The sequence below is a fragment of the Micromonospora sp. CNZ296 genome (assembly GCF_007827635.1).
Genome location: NZ_VISW01000003.1, coordinates 74,132 through 92,627 on the forward strand (window position 1 = coordinate 74,132; position 18,496 = coordinate 92,627).

General features: G+C 72.5%; 15 protein-coding genes. All 15 read left to right on the forward strand.

Annotated features, from left to right (window positions below; all coding sequences use genetic code 11):
• The first annotated feature begins 5 nt into the window (after window positions 1-5).
• Window positions 6-1,268: an alanine racemase gene (locus FB455_RS05845; protein ID WP_030270848.1), complete on the forward strand. Its 1,263-nt coding sequence runs from the start codon at window positions 6-8 to the stop codon at window positions 1,266-1,268.
• A complete protein-coding gene (locus FB455_RS05850) occupies window positions 1,268-2,056 on the forward strand; it encodes an ATP-binding cassette domain-containing protein (protein ID WP_145752587.1) in 789 nt (262 codons plus the stop codon). The genes FB455_RS05845 and FB455_RS05850 overlap by 1 nt, the downstream gene beginning before the upstream one ends.
• Window positions 2,057-2,333: 277 nt before the next feature.
• Complete coding sequence (locus tag FB455_RS05855; protein WP_030270845.1) at window positions 2,334-3,989, forward strand: ABC transporter substrate-binding protein; 1,656 nt, start codon at window positions 2,334-2,336, stop codon at window positions 3,987-3,989.
• Between the two features lie 15 nt (window positions 3,990-4,004).
• On the forward strand, window positions 4,005-5,015 hold the full coding sequence (locus FB455_RS05860; protein ID WP_013285149.1) for an ABC transporter permease: 1,011 nt from the start codon (window positions 4,005-4,007) through the stop codon (window positions 5,013-5,015).
• Window positions 5,015-5,899: an ABC transporter permease gene (locus tag FB455_RS05865; protein WP_030270843.1), complete on the forward strand. Its 885-nt coding sequence runs from the start codon at window positions 5,015-5,017 to the stop codon at window positions 5,897-5,899. The genes FB455_RS05860 and FB455_RS05865 overlap by 1 nt, the downstream gene beginning before the upstream one ends.
• A gap of 2 nt (window positions 5,900-5,901) precedes the next feature.
• Window positions 5,902-7,935 carry an ABC transporter ATP-binding protein gene (locus tag FB455_RS05870; protein WP_030270841.1) on the forward strand — a complete coding sequence of 678 codons (2,034 nt, stop codon included), beginning with the start codon at window positions 5,902-5,904 and terminating at the stop codon, window positions 7,933-7,935.
• Window positions 7,932-9,983 (forward strand): hydantoinase/oxoprolinase family protein, encoded by a 2,052-nt coding sequence (locus FB455_RS05875; protein WP_013285152.1) that lies wholly within the window; start codon window positions 7,932-7,934, stop codon window positions 9,981-9,983. Before FB455_RS05870 ends, FB455_RS05875 begins: the two co-directional genes overlap by 4 nt.
• Window positions 9,980-11,668, forward strand: coding sequence for a hydantoinase B/oxoprolinase family protein (locus tag FB455_RS05880; protein WP_030270839.1), 1,689 nt, complete (start codon window positions 9,980-9,982; stop codon window positions 11,666-11,668). The genes FB455_RS05875 and FB455_RS05880 overlap by 4 nt, the downstream gene beginning before the upstream one ends.
• Window positions 11,661-13,331: a hydantoinase B/oxoprolinase family protein gene (locus FB455_RS05885; protein ID WP_013285154.1), complete on the forward strand. Its 1,671-nt coding sequence runs from the start codon at window positions 11,661-11,663 to the stop codon at window positions 13,329-13,331. The genes FB455_RS05880 and FB455_RS05885 overlap by 8 nt, the downstream gene beginning before the upstream one ends.
• Window positions 13,328-14,593: an amidohydrolase family protein gene (locus FB455_RS05890; RefSeq protein WP_145752589.1), complete on the forward strand. Its 1,266-nt coding sequence runs from the start codon at window positions 13,328-13,330 to the stop codon at window positions 14,591-14,593. Before FB455_RS05885 ends, FB455_RS05890 begins: the two co-directional genes overlap by 4 nt.
• Entirely contained in the window at window positions 14,590-15,003 is a 414-nt protein-coding gene (locus tag FB455_RS05895; protein WP_030270835.1) for a nuclear transport factor 2 family protein, read from the forward strand. The genes FB455_RS05890 and FB455_RS05895 overlap by 4 nt, the downstream gene beginning before the upstream one ends.
• Window positions 15,000-16,004, forward strand: a complete 1,005-nt coding sequence (locus tag FB455_RS05900; RefSeq protein ID WP_145752591.1) for a zinc-binding dehydrogenase — start codon at window positions 15,000-15,002, stop codon at window positions 16,002-16,004. Before FB455_RS05895 ends, FB455_RS05900 begins: the two co-directional genes overlap by 4 nt.
• Entirely contained in the window at window positions 16,001-16,330 is a 330-nt protein-coding gene (locus FB455_RS05905) for a TIGR04076 family protein (protein WP_013285158.1), read from the forward strand. The genes FB455_RS05900 and FB455_RS05905 overlap by 4 nt, the downstream gene beginning before the upstream one ends.
• The gene (locus FB455_RS05910) at window positions 16,327-17,325 is read left to right on the forward strand and encodes an LLM class flavin-dependent oxidoreductase (protein ID WP_013285159.1); all 999 of its coding nucleotides are present in this window, start codon (window positions 16,327-16,329) and stop codon (window positions 17,323-17,325) included. Before FB455_RS05905 ends, FB455_RS05910 begins: the two co-directional genes overlap by 4 nt.
• Window positions 17,326-17,330: 5 nt before the next feature.
• Window positions 17,331-18,422 carry an alpha/beta hydrolase gene (locus FB455_RS05915; protein ID WP_240322323.1) on the forward strand — a complete coding sequence of 364 codons (1,092 nt, stop codon included), beginning with the start codon at window positions 17,331-17,333 and terminating at the stop codon, window positions 18,420-18,422.
• Window positions 18,423-18,496 lie beyond the last annotated feature (74 nt).

Genomic DNA, 18,496 nt, shown 5'->3' on the forward strand with positions numbered 1-18,496 from the left:
ACCGCATGTTTCTGGACCTGCTGCGACGCCGCAATCCGGGCCTGCTCGCCGCCGCCGCGAACCTGCACGACAGCGGTGACCTGCCCGCCAACTGCTACGCGCTGGACCTCGACACGGTCGCGGCGAACGCCGCCGCCATCCGGGCCGAGGCCGGCCGGCACGGGCTGTCGGTCTACGCCATGACCAAGCAGGTCGGGCGCAACCCCGACTTCTGCCGGACGGTCCGCGACGCGGGCATCACCGAGGCGGTCGGCGTCGACCTCCAGTGCGCGCTCGCCGACCGGCACGGCGGGCTCGGCATCGGTCACCTCGGTCATCTGGTGCAGATCCCCCGGCACGAGGCCGCGGTCGCCGCCGCGCTCGCGCCCGCGTACTGGACGGTCTTCAACGACGCCAAGGCCGCGGAGGCGGCCGCCGCGAGCGCGGCGGCCGGGCGGGAGCAGGCGCTGCTCGCCCGGATCGCGGCGCCGGGCGACCGGTTCTACCGGGGCCACGAGGGCGGCTGGCCGGCCGAGGAGATCGTCGCTGTCGCCCACCGGCTCGACGCCCTCGACGGCGCCCGGTTCGCCGGGGTCACCAGCTTCCCGACCCAGCTGTTCGATCCGGCCGCCGGGCGGGTCGTGCCGACCCCGAACCTCGGCACCCTGCGGGCCGCCGCCGTGGCGTTGCGCGCCGCCGGGTGGTCGCACGTCGAGATCAACGCCCCGGGTACGACGTCGGCGGCGATCCTGGCCATGCTGGCCGAGGCGGGCGTGACGCAGGTCGAACCCGGCCACGGGCTCACCGGCACGACGCCCTGGCACGCGGTCACCGACCTGGTCGAGGAGCCCGCCGTGCTCTACGTCAGCGAGGTGTCCCACCTGTGGGACGGGCGGGCGTACGTCTTCGGCGGTGGGCTCTACGTCGATCCGGTGCTCGGCCTGGGCGGCACCCGGGCGCTGATCGTGCCCCGGGGCGGTGGTCTCGACGACGCGTACCTGGTCGACGTCGAGATGCCCGCGCCCGAGGCGATCGACTACTACGCGATGGCCGACGTGACGGCCGCGCCGGGCGTCGCACCCGGAGACACGGTCCTGTTCGGGTTCCGGCCGCAGGCGTTCGTCACCCGGGCGCTGACCGCCGGTGTCACCGGTGTGCGGTCGGGCGCCCCGGCCGTGGCCGGTGTGTACGCCGCCGACGGTTCGGCGCCGATCGGGCTGGACGACATCGAGGCGGGCGACGGGCCCGGCACTGGTAACCAGGCGGCTCGCAGCGCAGGGAGGGCATGATGAGCACTGTCATCCACAAGGACGACGCGACCCGGGCGGGCGCCCCGCCGCTGCGGCTGAGCGGCATCCGCAAGCAGTTCGGCGGCGTGGTCGCGATCGAGCGCTTCGACCTGGAACTGGCCGCCGGGCAGATCACCGCGCTGGTCGGCGACAACGGCGCCGGCAAGTCCACCCTTGTGAAGATCATTTCGGGGGTTTACCAGCCCACCGAGGGTGAGCTGGAGATGCACGGGCGCCCGGTGACGTTCCGGGACGCCTCCGACGCCCGGCGGCAGGGAGTCGAGGTGGTCTACCAGGACCTGGCCCTGGCCGACTCGCAGCCGGTCTACATGAACATGTTCCTGGGCCGGGAGCTGACCCGCGGTCCGCTGCGCCTGCTCGACCGGCGCCGGATGGCCCGGGAGACGCAGGAGCTGGTGGACGCGCTGGACGTGCGCATCCCCAGCGCGAAGGCGACGATCCGGGACCTGTCCGGCGGGCAGCGCCAGGCGGTGGCGATCTGCCGCGCCACCCACTGGGCCAGCGGCCTGGTACTGATGGACGAACCGACAGCGGCGCTGGGCGTGGCCGAGACCGCCAAGGTGGAGCAGCTGATCCTGAAGCTGCGGGAACGTGGTGCCGCCGTGCTCGTCGTCAGCCACAACCTGGACCAGGTGTTCCGTATCGCCGACCGGGTGGCGGTGCTGCGCCGGGGACGCCAGGTCGGCGTCCGCGACATCACCGGGACCAGCCGCAACGAGATCGTCTCGATGATCACCGGCGCGTCCGAGGAGACCGGCCACCCCTGAGCCGCGCGGACCGCCGCGCGCACGATGACCCCGGGTGTCCCTCCCGGGGTCATCGGCGTTTCCGGCCCCGTTCGATCCGTCGTACGTAACGTTTCGGTGAACTCATGTGAACGCTGACACCGGGGTCATCCCGCACTTCGGGAGCGCTCTAATTTCACAGCGCGGGCGTGTTCAGTGAACACCGTTCACCCTATTGTTCACTCGTGCCTAATCCGGTAGAACACCAGGTAGGTCCGCAGCTCGGGCCATTCGCCTCGTGCTTCTAGGAGGGCTTCTCATGGCTCGTTCACCCCGTCCGGGCGCCTCCTCGCCCGCGCTCTCCCGCCGCGGCGTCCTGCAGTTGGGTGGCAGCGTCGCGCTCCTGTTCGCCACCGGCGCCTGCGCCGCGGACAGCGGCAGCAAGTCCACGGACGGCAAGTCCAGCGGCGCCTCCGCCAAGACGCTGCGCATCGCCGTCTCCAGCTATCTGTCGAGCTGGGACCAGGACTTCGTCGGTTTCGACCTGACCGCGCTGATGCTCTACAAGAACGTCTTCCCGTACCTGATCGACTACGGGGTCACCAACGCCGGCGGCAGCCAGATCCTCGACACCCAGAACATCACCCCGACGTTCGCCGAGTCGTTCGAGCCGGACGCCGAGCAGAAGGTGTGGACGCTCAAGCTGCGTCGCGGCGTCAAGTTCGCCAGCGGCAACGAGATGAAGGCCGCCGACGTGAAGTGGTCGAAGGACCGCGCGTTCGCCGCCCAGGCCAACGTGGCCGGCGTCTACCGCACCATCGGCCTGACCAGCGCGGACCAGGTCAAGGTCGTCGACGACTACACGGTGGAGTTCCACCAGGCGTTCCCGAGCGCGCTGACCCGGCAGATCCAGGCGATCTCGCTGTACGTCTTCGACTCCGTCGAGGCCAAGAAGCACGCCAGCGGCAGCGACCCCTGGGCCAAGGAGTGGTTCGCGAAGAACCCGCCGACCGGCGGCTACTTCAACGTCGCCAAGGCCACCCAGGGCCAGGAGATCGAGCTCAGCGCGAACACCGGCTACCCGGGCCCGGACCCGGCCAAGACGCCGACCATCCGGATCTCCGTGGTGCCGGCCGCCTCCAACCAGCGGCTCCAGCTCCAGGCCGGTGACATCGACATCGCCCTGGGCATCAGCCAGCGCGACATCCAGGACCTCAAGAAGGCGGCCGGCATCAAGGTCATCTCGGCGGCCAGCAACCGCCAGGTCGCCATCCAGATGTCGGTGACCGCCGCGCCGTTCAACGACGTGAACATCCGCAAGGCGCTCGCGTACGCGGTGCCCTACGAGCAGATCATCAACAACGTGTACGGCGGCGACGCCCGCGCGGCCAAGAGCCCGGTCCCGCTGGACATGCCCGGCTACGACGAGAGCGGCTACCCGTTCACCTACGACCTGGAGAAGGCGAAGGCCGCCATGGCCGCCGCCGGCCGGGCGTCGCTCGACTCCGAGCTGGTCTTCGAGGCCGACAACGAGGAGCAGCAGAAGATCGCCGTCCAGGTGCAGGGCGAGGCGGCGAAGGCGGGCATCCGGCTCAAGCTGACCCCGCTGGACCCGGCCACCCTGGGCGAGCGGCGGACGAAGAAGAACATCCCGCTCCAGATCACCTCCGGGCAGCTCTGGGTGGACGACGTCGAGTACATGCTGGCGACGAGCTTCGTCAAGGGCGCCAACCTCAACTACTCGAACTACAGCAACCCGGAGATCGAGCAGATCTACGAGAAGTCGCACACCACTGTCGACACGGCCGCCCGCAACGCGCTGTGGAAGCGGGTCCAGGAGATCCTCGCCGCCGACGTGCCGTGGGTGGTCATCTGCCAGCCCAACTTCAACCTGCCCGTCCGGGAGTCCGTCGCCGGCTGGGTGCAGCCGATGGACGGCCTCGCCCGCCTGCGCTACCTGAGCGCTTCGGCCTAGGGACGTCACCCACCCATGCGCATCTTCCGGTTCGTCGTCAGGCGACTACTCCAGCTGATCCCCGTTCTGCTCGGAGTGGTCGTCCTGGCCTTCCTCCTGGTCCGAGTGCTGCCGGGCGACCCGGTCCGCAGCATCCTCGGGCAGAACGCCACAGAGGAGGACGCCGCCGCGGCCCGTGCCCGCTTCGGGCTGGACCAGTCCCTGTGGCAGCAGTTCCTCGACTACCTCGGCGGGCTGCTGACCGGTGACTTCGGGACGTCGATCCAGAGCGGCAGCTCCGTGGGCTCGGAGATGGCGCTGCGGGTGGGTCCGACCCTGGAACTCGTCGTCATCTCGGTGAGCATCGCGCTCGTGGTGGCGACGGTGCTGGGCATCTGGTCGGCCAAGCGGGCCAACCGGGCCGGCGACCACAGCGTCCGGATCTTCGCGCTGGTCGGCAACTCCGTACCGGAGTTCTGGCTCGGCCTGGTGCTGGTGCTCGTCGGCTACAGCATCCTCGGCTGGTTCCCGGCCCCCAACGGACGCGTCGACCCGGACACCGGCCTGACCCCCCTCACCGGCGCCGACCTCGTCGACGCCGTCCTCACCGCCAACGGGCCGGCGATCGCCTCGGCCGCGGCGTACCTGGTGCTGCCGGTGCTGACCCTCGTGGTCGGCGTGGTCGCCCCGCTGCTGCGCAGCGTCCGGGCCTCCGCGCTGGAGGTGCTGCACTCGGAGTCGTACGCCGCGGCGAAGGCGCACGGGCTGCGCGACCGCACGCTGCACTACGGCTACCTGCTGCGGGCGACGCTGGTCCGGCTGCCGTCGCTGGCCGCGCTGGTCTTCGGTACGGCGATCGGCTCCACCGTGCTCGTTGAGTACGTGTACTCGTGGCAGGGCTTCGGCCAGTGGGCCCTGCGCGGCCTGCTCTACCGGGACTACCCGGTGGTGCAGGCGTCGGTGCTGGTCATCGCGCTGTGCTACGTGCTGGTGTTCCTCATCGCCGACGTGGTCCACGCGATCCTCGACCCGAGAGTGAGGCTCTGATGGCCGAGCTGCGAACCGTCCCCGACGGTCCCGCCGCCGCGCCGGTGGTCGTGCCCGGCGGCGACCGGGACAGCCGATTCGCCCGCCGCATGATCATCGCCGGGGCGAGCATCCTGTCGGTGGTCGCGCTGCTGGCGGTGTTCGCGCCGCTGCTGAGCCAGTGGGGCGAGACCGAGATCGACGCGGCGAACACGCTCGTCGCGCCGGGCGGCAGCCACCTGCTCGGCACCGACGGCAACGGCATGGACATCTGGAGCCGGGTGCTCTACGCCGCCCGGCTCGACCTGGGCATCGCGCTGGCCGCCGTGGCGCTCGCGGTGGTCGTCGGCACGCTGCTCGGCCTGGTCGCCGGCTACTTCGGCGGCTGGCTCGACGACGTGCTGATGCGGGTGGTCGACATCTTCCAGTCGTTCCCCACGTTCATCCTGGCGCTCGCGGTGGCCGCGCTGCTCGGCAACGGCACGATCAACCTGATCATCACGATCGCGGCGGTGAACGCGCCGGCGTACGCCCGGCTGGTCCGCGCCGAGGTGCGGTCGCTGCGGGAACTGCCGTTCGTGGATGCCGCGATCACCTCCGGAGCGTCACCGATCGGCGTGCTCTGGCGGCACCTGCTCCCCAACAGCCTCACCCCGGTCCGGGTGATCGCGCCGCTGAACTGCGGCTGGGCCATGCTCACTTTGGCCGGGCTCTCCTTCCTCGGCCTGGGCGTGAGCATCCCCGAGGCGGAGTGGGGCGCCATGATCAGCCTGGGTGCCGCGGACGTGGTCGGCGGCCGGTGGTGGACCTCGGTCCCGCCCGGCCTGGCCCTGTTCGTCTGCGTCCTGGGGTTCAGCCTGCTCGGCGAAGGCCTGCAGGACCGCGCGAACGCGAAGCGGCGGTGACCATGCTGTCGATCGAGAACCTCTCCGTGACGATCCGCCGGCCCGGCCGGCAGGTCGCCGCGCTCAGCGGCGTCAGTTTCGCCGTCCGGCCCGGCGAGGTCGTCGGCCTGGTCGGCGAGAGCGGCGGCGGCAAGAGCATGGTGGCCCGCGCCGTCGTCGGGCTGCTGCCCGGCGGCTCGCACGCCACCGGCCGGGTGCTGTTCGGCGACTCGGACGTGCTGCGGATGGACGACACCGCGCTCGCCGCCCACCGCGGGCGCGGGGTGGCGATCTGCTTCCAGAACCCGCGCGGCGCGCTCAGCCCCACCCGCACCATCGGCAAGCAGCTCGTCGACCGGCTCGCCACCCACCAGGACATGTCCGGCGACCGGGCCCGGGAGGCGGCGCGCGAGCTGTTCGAGGCGGTCGGCATCCGCAGCCCGCAGCGGCGGCTCGACGCGTACGCCCACGAGCTGTCCGGCGGCATGGCCCAGCGGGTGATGATCTCGCTGGCCACCGGCTGCGCGCCGGAGCTGCTGATCGCCGACGAGCCGACCACCGGCCTGGACGTGACCCTGACCCGGGAGATCCTGCGTCAGTTCCGGCACGCCGCCGACACCGACGGCCGGGGCGTCCTGCTGATCTCGCACGACCTGGCCTCCATCGCGGAGGTCTGCGACCGGGTGGTGGTGCTATACGCCGGCACCGTGGTGGAGAGCGGACCGGCCGCGCAGGTGCTGCGGGATCCCGCGCACCCGTACACCCGGGCGCTGCTGCGTTCGGTGCCGGACGTCGGCGGCCGGCCGGTCGTCGCCACTCCCGGCGCCATGCCGCTGCTGACGCAGGAGCCGCACAACTGCCCGTTCGTCGCCCGGTGCGCGCACGCCGACGGCACCTGCTCGTCCCGGCGCCCGGCCACAGTGCCGGTACCCGGTGGCGGCGAGTGGTCGCTCGCCTGCTTCCACCCGCAGACCCGGCCGCTGGACGCCGACGTGCCGCAGGTGTCGCACACGCCGGCAGCGTCCGGCGCGGTCTCGGCCGGCGCGGACGCGAAGCCCGCCGTGCTGGAGATCGAGGACGCGCACGTCGTCTACCGCAGCCGGTTCGGTTCCGGCGGGCACCACGCGCTGCGCGGCGTCACGCTGCGGCTCGGGCCGGGCGAGACGCTCGGTGTGGTGGGCGAGAGCGGCTGCGGCAAGAGCACCCTCGCGAAGCTCGTGATGGGCCTGGTCGCGCCCACGTCCGGCACCGTCACGGTCGCCGGGCAGGCACTGGTCAAGCAGCCGGGCCGCCCCCGTCCGCGGGGCCGGGCACTGCGCCGGGCACGGACCCGGGCCCAGCTCGTGTTCCAGGACCCGATCGGCTCGCTCAGCCCGCGCCGTCCCGTCGGCGACTCCATCGCCGAGCCGCTGCGCGCCGCGGGCCTGTCCCCGGCGCAGCGGGAGGAGCGCGTCACCGCCGTGCTGGACCGGATGGAGCTGGACCGGTCGATCCTCCAGCGCTACCCGCACGAGCTGTCCGGTGGTCAGGCGCAACGCATCGGCATCGCCCGCGCGCTGGTCGGCGAGCCGGACCTGATCGTCTTCGACGAGCCGACCTCGGCGCTGGACGTCACCGTCCAGGCGCAGATCCTCGACGTGATCGCCGACGTGGCCGCCGACGCGGAACGCGCCTCGGTGTTCATCTCCCACGACCTGGCCACCGTGCGCGGGTTCGCCGACCGCGTCGTGGTGCTCTACCTCGGCCGGGTCGTCGAGGAGGGGCCGGTGGACGTCGTCTTCGACACGCCCCGGCACCCGTACACCCGCGCGCTGCTGGGCAGCGCCCCCCGCCTCGGCGGGACGACCGGGTCCGACGGCGAGGCCGTCGAGCTGGTCAAGGACCTGGAGGAAGCCGACGCCGCGACCGGGTGCCCACTGGCCGCCCGGTGCCCGTTCGTCACCGACCGGTGCCGAGCGGAGCAGCAGGAGCTTCAGTCGTACGGCGAGAGCCGGGCCGCCTGCTGGCGCGTTCCCGAGCTTCCCGCCCTCATCGGAAGGCAGGCTGTCACGCCATGACCCGTCGCCCCATCCGGCTCGCCGTCGACATCGGCGGGACCTTCGTGGACGCCATGGAGCTGGACACTCGCACCAACCGGGTCCGGTTCCGCAAGGCGGCCACGACCCCGGCCCGGCCTGCGGACGGTGTCCTCAACGCGATCACCGCGCTCGGCACCGACCTGTCCGAGGTGGAGCTGTTCATCCACGGCACCACCCTCGGCCTCAACGCGGTGCTGGAACGCCGTGGTGGCCGTACCGGCATCATCACCAACGAGGGCTTCCGGGACGTCTTCCTGATCGGCCGCGGCAACGTGCCGTCCGACCACATGTACGACTTCCAGTACCAGCGGCCGGAGAGCCTGGTGCAGCGCCGCTTCACCGCCGGTGTGCGGGGCCGGCTGGACTACCGGGGCCGCGTGGTGGAGCCGCTGGACCCGGACAGCGTCCGGGAGGCCGCCCGCACGCTCGTGGTGGACCAGCAGGTCACCTCGATCGCCATCTGCTTCCTGCACTCGTTCCTCGACCCGAGCCACGAGCGGGAGGCCGCGCGCCTGATCCACGAGGAGTTCCCCGAGGTCAGCCTGTCGCTGTCGACCGACATCGTGCGCGAGTACCGGGAGTACGAGCGCACCAGCACCACGGTGCTGGAGGCGTACATCCGGCCGATCTTCGAGCGGTACGTGGACGAGCTGGAGGCCGGCCTGGCCGAGCGCGGCTTCTCCGGGCGCTTCCTGATCATGCGCTCCGGCGGCGGCTCGATGACCAGCGCGGTCGCCAAGACCGCCCCCACGCACACAGTGCTGTCCGGCCCGGCCGGCGGCATCGTCGGTGCCGCCTACGTCGCCTCCGAGCTGGGCCGCGACAACGTGCTCACGTTCGACATCGGCGGCACCTCCCTGGACGCCTGCGTGATCGAGCGCGGCAACCCGGTCGCCGCGTACGAGGCCCAGCTGGAGCATTTCCCGCTGCTCATCCCGACGTACGACATCCGTACCATCGGCGCCGGCGGCGGCTCGATCGCCTGGCTCGACCACGGCCTGCTCAAGGTCGGCCCGCAGAGCGCCGGCGCCGACCCCGGCCCGGTCTGCTACGGCCGTGGCGGCACCAAGCCGACTGTCACCGACGCGGCGGTGGTGCTCGGCTACATGGACCCGGACCGCTTCCTCGCCGGCACCATGGGGCTGCGCGATGCCGAGGCGCGCGCCGCGATCCAGGAGCAGCTCGCCGATCCGCTCGGCCTGAGCGTGGAGAACGCGGCGGCGGGAGTGTTCGACGTGCTGCTGGCCCGCACCGTGGGCGCGGTCCGGCAGATCACCGTCGAGCGGGGGCACGACCCCCGGCAGTTCGCGCTGCTCGCGTTCGGTGGCGCCGGCCCGCTGCTGGCACCGCTGCTGGCCCGGGAGATGGGCATCGGCGAGGTGGTCGTGCCGTTCGCGCCGTCCGGCTTCTCCGCCTGGGGCATGCTCTCGGCCGACATCGTCAACGACTTCAGCCGTACCGTGATGGCCACGCTCGACGACGCCGACCTGTCGGAGCTGGAGCAGCTGTTCAAGGCCGTTGAGGCCGAGGCGGTCGCGTCGCTGGTGGCGCAGGGCGTGCCGGCCGGCGAGGCGGTACTGGAGCGGCAGTTCGAGCTGCGCTACCTCGGCCAGGAGCACAGCCTGATGGTCACCGTCGGGCGTGAGCTGGACCGTGACGCGATCCGCGCCGCGTTCGACGAGACGCACCGCACCCGGTACGGCCACACCATGGGCAACCCGCTCCAGATCCTCAACCTGCGGGTACGCGGCATCGGGCGCACCGACCGGCCGGAGCTGGAGACCCTGCCGCGCGGCGACGGCGACCCGTCGCAGGCGCTGCTGGCGCACCGCGACGCCTACGACTTCGGGCAGCAGGCGGTGGTGCCGTTCGCGGTCTACGACCGGGCCCGCCTGGAGCCGGGCGACACCTTCGACGGACCGGCGCTGATCGACGAGGGCACCTCCACCACAGTGGTGCCCAGCGGCCAGCGGGTCACCGTCGACGACCACGGATACCTGCTCGTCACCCTGGAGGAAGCCGCATGACCACGCTGGACGGAGCCCAGGTCGAGGTCGTCCGCAGCTATCTGCTGTCGGCCGCGGAGGAGATGCGGGCCACCCTCATCCGTACCTCCTTCAACCCGGTCATCTACGAGGTGCACGACTTCGGCCTGTCGATGTACGACGCCGACCTGCGGCTGGTCGCCGAGGCCACCGGGCTGACGTTCTTCCTCGGCGCGAACGACTTCTCGCTGCGCAAGGGCGTGGAGTACGTGGGCCGGGAGAACCTGCACCGCGGTGACGTGGTGCTGCTCAACTACCCGTACTGGAACGCGGCGCACGCGTTCGACGCGACGCTGTTCGCGCCGGTGTTCCGGCCGGACGAGGCGGACCCCGACGCGGACGGCGACCTGGTCGGCTTCCTCTGCGTCCGCGCGCACTGGATGGACCTGGGCGCCAAGGACCCCGGCTACGTGCTTGACTCGACCGACATGCATCAGGAGGGGCTCATCTTCCCGGGCACCAAGGTCGTGTCCCGGGGCGAGCCGGTGCGCGAGATCCACGAGCTGATCCGGTTCAACTCGCGGATGCCGGACGCGGTGCTGGGTGACCTGCACGCGCAGATCGCCGCGCTGCGCACCGGCGAGCGGCGGATGCTGGAGATCATCGAGAAGTTCGGCCGGGACACCGTGAACCAGGCGATCGACCGGATCATCACCGACGGTGAGGCCCGCGCCCGCGCGGCGCTGGCCACGCTGCCGCAGGGCACCTGGACCGCCGAGGACTGGGTGGACGACGACGGCATCAGCGACGACCCGGTGAAGATGCGCGTTACCGTCACCATCGCCGACGGGCGCTTCGTCGTCGACTTCGCCGGTTCGGCGCCCGCCACCCGCGGCCCGATCAACATGCCGTTCGGCGCGACCGAGGCGATCTGCAAGGTCGTGCTGAAGTCGCTCACCTCCCGGGACGAGCCGTCGAACGCCGGCACCGTGGCGCCGCTGGAGGTGCGGGCCGAGCCGGGCACGCTGTTCCACGCCGTCTACCCGCAGCCGACGTTCACGCTCTGGACCGGCATCGTCGCGGTGGAGCTGATCCTCAAGGCGCTGGCCCAGGGCATGCCGGACCTGCTGCCCGCCTCCTCCGGCGGCGACGTGCCCGGCTTCATGATGGTCGGCCTGCACCCGGACACCGGGAAGATGTTCGCGGTCAGCAACAACGACCTGGTGGGCTGGGGCGGCACCGCGCAGCACGACGGGATGGACGCCGCCACCCACGTCTCCGGCAGCACCGGCCGGGGCACCCCGATCGAGGTCATGGAGGCCAAGACCGGGATGTTCTTCGAGCGCTGGGAGATCCGCGAGGACTCCGGTGGCGCCGGCCGGTTCCGTGGTGGTTGCGGCCTGCGGCGGGACATCCGGTTCGTGACGCCCGGTGAGTTCCTCACCGTCATCAAGAAGACGAAGAGCGCGCCGTGGGCGCTCGACGGCGGCTTGCAGCCGGAGCCGAACCAGATCGTGGTGTTCCCGGGCACCGACCGCGAGCACCGGGTGAGCACCAAGCGCACGACGGTCGCTGTGGGCGACCGGGTCACCCTTCTGACCGCCGGTGGCGGCGGGCACGGCGACCCGCGCGGCCGCGACCCCGAGGCGGTCCGGCGCGACGTGGCCGAGGGCTACGTCTCCCCGGAGGCGGCCCGGGACGTCTACGGAGTGGACGTCGATGGGTGAGCCGACGGTCGACGGGGCAACCGTCGAGGTCGTCCGCAGCCATCTCGTCTCGGCCGCCGAGGAGATGCGGGCCGCGCTGGTGCGCACCGCGTTCAACCCGGTGATCTACGAGGTGTACGACTTCGGCATCTCCGTCTACGACCGGCGGCTGCGGCTGGTCGCGGAGTCGACGGGATTGTCCCGCTTCCTCGGCGCCAACGACTACTCCCTGCGCAAGGGCGTCGAGTACGTCGGCGTGGAGAACCTGCACCGCGGCGACGTGGTGCTGCTCAACTACCCGTACTGGAACGCGGCGCACACGTACGACGCGACGATGTTCGCGCCGGTGGTGCTGCCGGACAGCGAGGAGCTGATCGGTTTCCTGTGCATCCGGGCGCACTGGATGGACCTGGGCGCCAAGGATCCCGGTTACGTGCTCGACTCCACGGACATGCACCAGGAGGGGATCATCTTCCCCGGCACGAAGGTGTACTCCCGGGGCGAGCCGGTGCCGGAGATCCACGAGCTGATCCGGTTCAACTCACGGATGCCGGAACTCGTCCTCGGCGACCTCAACGCGCAGATCGCCGCGCTGCGTACCGGTGAGCGGCGGGTGACCGAGTTGTACCGCGACTACGGTCCGGCGGTGGTCGACGCGGTCGTCGACCGGGTGATCGACGCCGCCGCGCGGCGCGCCGGGGAGGCGGTGGCCGCGCTGCCGCAGGGCAGCTGGACCGCCGAGGACTGGCTCGACGACGACGGGGTCAGCGACGACCCGATCCGGATGCGGGTCACCGTCACCGTCGCCGACGGCGAGTTCACAGTGGACTTCGCCGGGTCGTCCCCGGCGGTGCCCGGGCCGGTGAACCTGCCGCTGGGCGCGACCATCGCCACCTGCCGGGTCGCGTTCAAGGGCGTCACCACGCCGCACGAGCAGACCAACGCCGGGCACTTCGCGCCCCTGCGGGTACGCGCCGAGCCCGGTACGTTGTTCCACGCGCAGTATCCGGCCGCCACGTTCACCCAGTGGACCGGCACCGTCGCGCTGGAGCTGATCCTCAAGGCGCTGGCGCAGGGCATGCCGGACCGGCTGGCCGCCTCCTCCGGGGGCGACGTGCCCGGGTTCATGATGGTCGGCCGGCACCCGGACACCGGCGACATGTTCGCGGTCAGCAACAACGACCCGGTCGGCTGGGGCGGCACGCCCCGGCACGACGGCATCGGACCGGCGAACCACCTGTGCCAGACCCAGGCGCGCAACACGCCGGTTGAGGTGCTGGAGTCGAAGACCGGGATGTTCTTCGAGCGCCTGGAGATCCGTACCGACTCCGGTGGCGCCGGCCGGTTCCGGGGCGGCTGCGGCCTGCGGCGGGACATCCGGTTCGTGACGCCGGGTGAGTTCCTGTCGGTGATCAAGAAGACGAAGAGCGCGCCGTGGGCGCTGGCCGGCGGCGAGCAGCCGGAGCCGAACCAGGTGGTCGTCTTCCCGGGCACGGACCGGGAGCACCGGGTGAGCACACGGCGTACCGCGGTGGCGGTGGGGGATCGGGTGACGTTGCTGACCGCCGGTGGCGGCGGGCACGGTGACCCGAGGAGTCGGGATCCGGAGGCGGTGCGACGGGACGTGGCCGAGGGCTACGTCTCCGCGCGGGCCGCCCGAGACGTTTATGGAGTGATCGCGTGAGTGCCGCCTATTCGCCCGAACAGCCGAGCGTGCTGCTCGGCAACTGCACAGTGCTGGACGCCCGCGTGGTGGACGGCATGGCGCCCGTGACCGGCGCCGGGGTGTGGGTCCGGGGTGACCGGATCGCCGCCGTCGGGCCGTACGCCGAGGTGGCCGAGCAGGCGCGGGCCGCCGGCCGGCTGACCGAGGTGGACCTCGACGGCGCGTACGTGACGCCCGGCCTGGTCAACATGCACACCCACTTCTCGCTGTCGCTGCCCGGCTCCGCCGGCGACGACGTCAAGGGGATGGGCGCGTACGACCTCGCCCACTACATGGCCGACGGGGCACGGCGCACGCTGCACACCGGCGTGACCACGGTGCGCTGCGTGGCGGAGAAGGACCACGCCGACTTCGCGCTGCGGCGGGCGATCAACGCCGGGCGTGTCCCGGGTCCGCGCATCTACACCGCCGGACGGGCGCTGGTGTGCACCGGCGGGCACGGCCACGAGGGCAACGACACGCTCGAGTGCGACGGCCCGGTCGGCTTCCGACAGGGCGTGCGCAGCCAGATCAAGGCCGGCGCGGACCTGATCAAGGTGATGATCTCGGGCGGCATCGCCGGTGAGCACGAGAGCATCCACACGCCGCAGTTGTTCGCCGACGAGATGACGGCGGTGATCGAGACCGCGCACGCGTGGGGCCGCAAGGTGACAGCGCACGCCGGACCGGCCGAGGTGATCGGCGCGGCGGTCGAGCTGGGACTGGACTGTGTGGAGCACGGCTACCAGCTCACCCCGCAGGTCGCGGCGCGGATGGCCGAGCGTGGCACGGCGCTCGTGCCGACGCTGCTGGTGACGCGCTGCAAGGAGTTCTTCGACGAGCTGGGCGTGCCGGAGTGGATGCAGTGCCGGTCGCTCGGCGCCGGCCCCCGGCACCTGGAGAGCTTCGAGATGGCCATCGCCGCGGGCGTGGAGGTGCTGCTCGGCAGCGACGTCCCCCCGTTCTGGGAGTTCGAGGGCACCACCGCCTCGATCCGGGAGCTGGAGTACATGTCCGAGCGGATCGGCGCCGCGCGGGCCATCCACGCCGGCACGCTCGGCCCGATCCGGTGGCTCGGCGCGGAGTCCGACCTCGGCACGGTCGAGGCCGGCAAGCTCGCCGACCTGATCGCGACCGACGCCGACCCGCTCGCCGACACCTCGGCGTTCCGGGACGTGCGGTGGGTGATGAAGGGCGGGCAGATCGCCCGCGACGACCGTAACCAGGAGGAGACGCGATGACGTTCGCGCAGGCAGGCGCGGCGGAGATCGCCGCCGGCATCGACGACATGTACGACGCGTTCCTCGCGGGGGACCAGCAGCGGTTCGACACGCACCTGGACCCCGACGTGACCACCTGGGAGACGCACCTGCCCGGGCCGCTGCGGACCCGGGCCGAACTGGACGAGTACCGCGCCCGGCGGGACGCCGCCGGGCAGCGGCCCCGGCTGGCGGTGCTCGCCCCGCGGGACAAGCGCATCGACGTGTGGGAGGACTTCGGCGTGGCCCGGTACGAGCTGGTCTCGCAGCTCGGCCCGGACGACGAGCCGGAGATCACCCGGGTCACCGACGTGGTGCGCCGGATCGACGGCCGCTGGGTGATCGTGCACCACCACGCCGAGCTGGTCCGGGAACCGGTGGGCGCGGCGTGATCCGGCGGCTGGTCGCCGGGCGGACCGGTGAGCCGGCGGACGTGCTGTCGGTCGCCGACCTGCCCGACGACCCGCCGCCCGGCCCCGGTGAGGTGCAGCTCGCCGTCCGTACGGTCGGGCTGAACTTCCTGGACGTCATGCTCTGCCGGGGCGAGTATCCGGTGCGGCCGGACCCGCCGATGACACCCGGCGTGGAGACGGCCGGCCGGGTCGTCGCCGCCGGCGCCGGGGCCGAGCACCTGCTGGGTCAGGAGGTGCTCGCCTGCCCGGCGCTGCCGCGCGGCGCGCTCGGCAGCACGGTGACTGTGGACGCCGCGGTGGTGGTGCCGCGACCGTCCACCGTCGATCCGGTCACCGCGGCGGCGCTGCCGGTCACCTACCAGACGGCGTGGTTCGCGCTGGAACGATCCGGTCTCACGGCCGGGCAGACGGTGCTGGTGCACGCGGGCGCCGGCGGGGTGGGCATCGCCGCGATCCAGCTGGCCGTCGCCCGTGGCGCGCGGGTCCTGGCCACCGCCGGCGGTCCGGCCAAGATCGCGATCTGCCGCGACCACGGCGCCCAGGTGGCGATCGACTACACGGCGGACGACTTCGTGCCCGCCGTGCTCGCGGCCACCGGCGGGCGGGGCGTGGACGTCGTCGTGGACCCGGTGGGCGGCGACGTGTTCGCCCGCTCCTGGGAGTGCCTCGCGTTCGAGGGACGCCTGGTGGCGGTGGGCGCCGCCGGTGGCGCACCGCCGCCTGTCGACCCGCTGCGGCTGATGGCGGCGAACGCGACGCTCGTCGGCCTGTCCTGGGGCTCGCAGTACCCGTGGCGGCGGGCCAGTGCCGTCGAGGCCGCCTACCAGGAGCTGTTCGACATGTGCGCCTCCGGCGCGGTCCGGCCGCCGGTCAGCCGCGTCGTCTCGCTGGACGAGGCGCCCGCGGCGCTCACCGAACTGGCCGAACGCCGGACCACCGGCAAGATCATCGTACGGATCGACGAGGGGGAGGGGCCGTGAGCGACAGCGCCGACGGCGACATGGAGATCTACGACCTGAAGGTGACAGTCGACCGGATCGAGGGCCGGTCGGTGTGCGGCATGGCCGTGGGCGACCACTTCGAACTGACAAACAGCGCGCACCTGCGGCTGCCCGAGGGAAAGCACTTCTGCGTGTACGCGCTCGCCTCGGTGCTGCCCTTCCTCGCCGCCAAGCAGCGTGACCTGGCGCCGGGGGACTGGCTGGCCCAGGACTCCCACTTCATCTGCCCCGACCCGGAGGAGCGGCTCGTCATGAAGGTGGAACGGACCTGCCGGCGCACGATGAACTCGGCGGACCTGACATGACCGTCGAGATCGGACTCGGCCTCCAGAGCGACAAGCCGGCCGGCGCCTACGCCCGGCTGGCCCGCGCCGCCGAGGCGCACGGCTTCGACGTGCTCACCGTCTTCGGCGACCTGATGTACCAGCCGCCGATCTTCCCGCTGCTGGAGATGGCACAGGCGACCGAACGGGTACGCCTCGGCGCGGCCTGCCTGAACCCGTACTCGATGGCGCCGTACGAGATCGCCGGTCAGATCGCCGCCCTGGACCTGGCCTCGCACGGGCGGGCCTACCTGGGCCTGGCCCGGGGGACCTGGCTGGGCGCTGTCGGCCTGCCGCAGCCGCGGCCGCTGACCACGATCGAGGAGGCCGTCCAGGTCGTCTACCGCCTGCTGCGCGGCGACCGCAGCGGCTTCACCGGAAAGGTCTTCTCGCTCGCCCCCGGCACCGCCCTGCGCTACGACGTGCAGCGGCCCGACCCGCCGCTGCTGCTCGGCGCGTGGGGCCCGCAGGGCGCGGCGCTGGCCGGGCGGATCGCCGACGAGATCAAGGTGGGCGGCAGCGCCAACCCGGACATGGTCCCGGTGATCCGCGAACGGCTGCGAACCGGCGCGGAGAAGGCCGGGCGCGACGTCGCGGACGTCGGCATCGTGCTCGGCGCTGTCACAGTCGTCGACACCGACGGCGAGGTGGCCCGCGCCAAGGCCCGCACCGAGGTGGCCATGTACCTGGCGGTGGTGGCCGAGCTGGACCCGACCGTCGAGATGCCCGACGACCTGGTCAAGCGCGTCGGCGAGCTGGTCGACGCGGGCGAGGACGAGGCGGCGGGCCGGCTGATCCCGGACGACGTGCTCGACCGGTTCGCCTTCTCCGGCACCCCGGAGCAGGTCGCCGCGCAGGCCCAGGCGCTCATCGACGCGGGCGTGCGCCGGGTCGAGTTCGGCACGCCGCACGGCCTCACCGACGAGCGCGGCGTCGACCTGCTCGGCTCGGCCGTCCTGCCGTTGCTGCGCAGGTGAGTCAGGTGCGGCTCACCGTCCTGGTCGGCCCCGGCCTGGTGGCCGACGCGGCCCTGCTGGCGTCGCTGACCGCCGCCACCTGCGCCGAACTCGACGTCTCCGGCGGGGTCGTCACCGCTGCCTCGGCCGACGAGATGCGCGTGCTGCTCGCCGCGACCGACCAGCCGGTGGTGGTGCTCCCCGGCCCCACGGCTGCGGCCCGTGCCCTGATCGGCGCGCAGCCGTCCGGCGCGGTCTGGTACGACCTCACAGTCGAGCCGCCGGTGCCCGGGGCGGTCCACCTGGCCGGGCGGGGACTGTGGGGCCTGGCCTGGGCGATCCGGCACGCCGTGCACCGCCTCCGCGCGCCGGCCACCCGGATCGCCTACGGCCCGGACCCGGACCAGTGGGGCGACCTGCGGCTGCCGTCCACCCCGGACGCCGGGCCGGCGCCGGTCGCGGTGCTGCTGCACGGCGGGTTCTGGCGGTCCATCTGGGGCGCGGACCTGATGGACGCGCTCGCCGTCGACCTGGCCGGGCGCGGGTACGCGAGCTGGAACCTGGAGTACCGGCGCCCGGACCGGCACGGCTGGGACGCGACTACACAGGACGTGCAGGCGGGCCTCCTCGCGTTGCGGGAACCGGCCCGCGACCGGTTGGTCGACCTGGACCGGATCGTCGTGCTGGGACACTCGGCCGGCGGGCAGCTCGCGTTGCGCGCCGCGGCGGACCTCGCCGCGCGTACGAGCGGGCCGCGTGTCGCGCTCGCGGTGTCGCTGGCCGGGGTGCTCGACCTCACCGAGGGCGAGCGGCGCTACCTCGGCGACGGCGCGGTCGCCGCGGCGCTGGGCGGCTCACCGGTGACGGCACCACGCCGGTACGCCGAGAGCGACCCGATGCTCCGGCTGCCGACAGGGGTGCCCACACTGCTCGTGCAGGGAACGGAGGACAGCCTCGACCTCGTCGACGCCAACCGGCGCTACGCCGCCGCGGCGGCAGCCGCCGGGGACGAGATCCGCCACCTCGAACAGCCGGGGGACCACTTCGCCGTCATCGACCCGGCCTCGGCCGTCTGGCAGGACACGATGACCGCCGTGGACGCACGCCTCGGCCGCTGACGCCGGACGCTGAATCGCCCTCCGGGTTCACCTACGTGAACACGGAGGGCGATTCGTGGTGCCCGGGGGCGCGG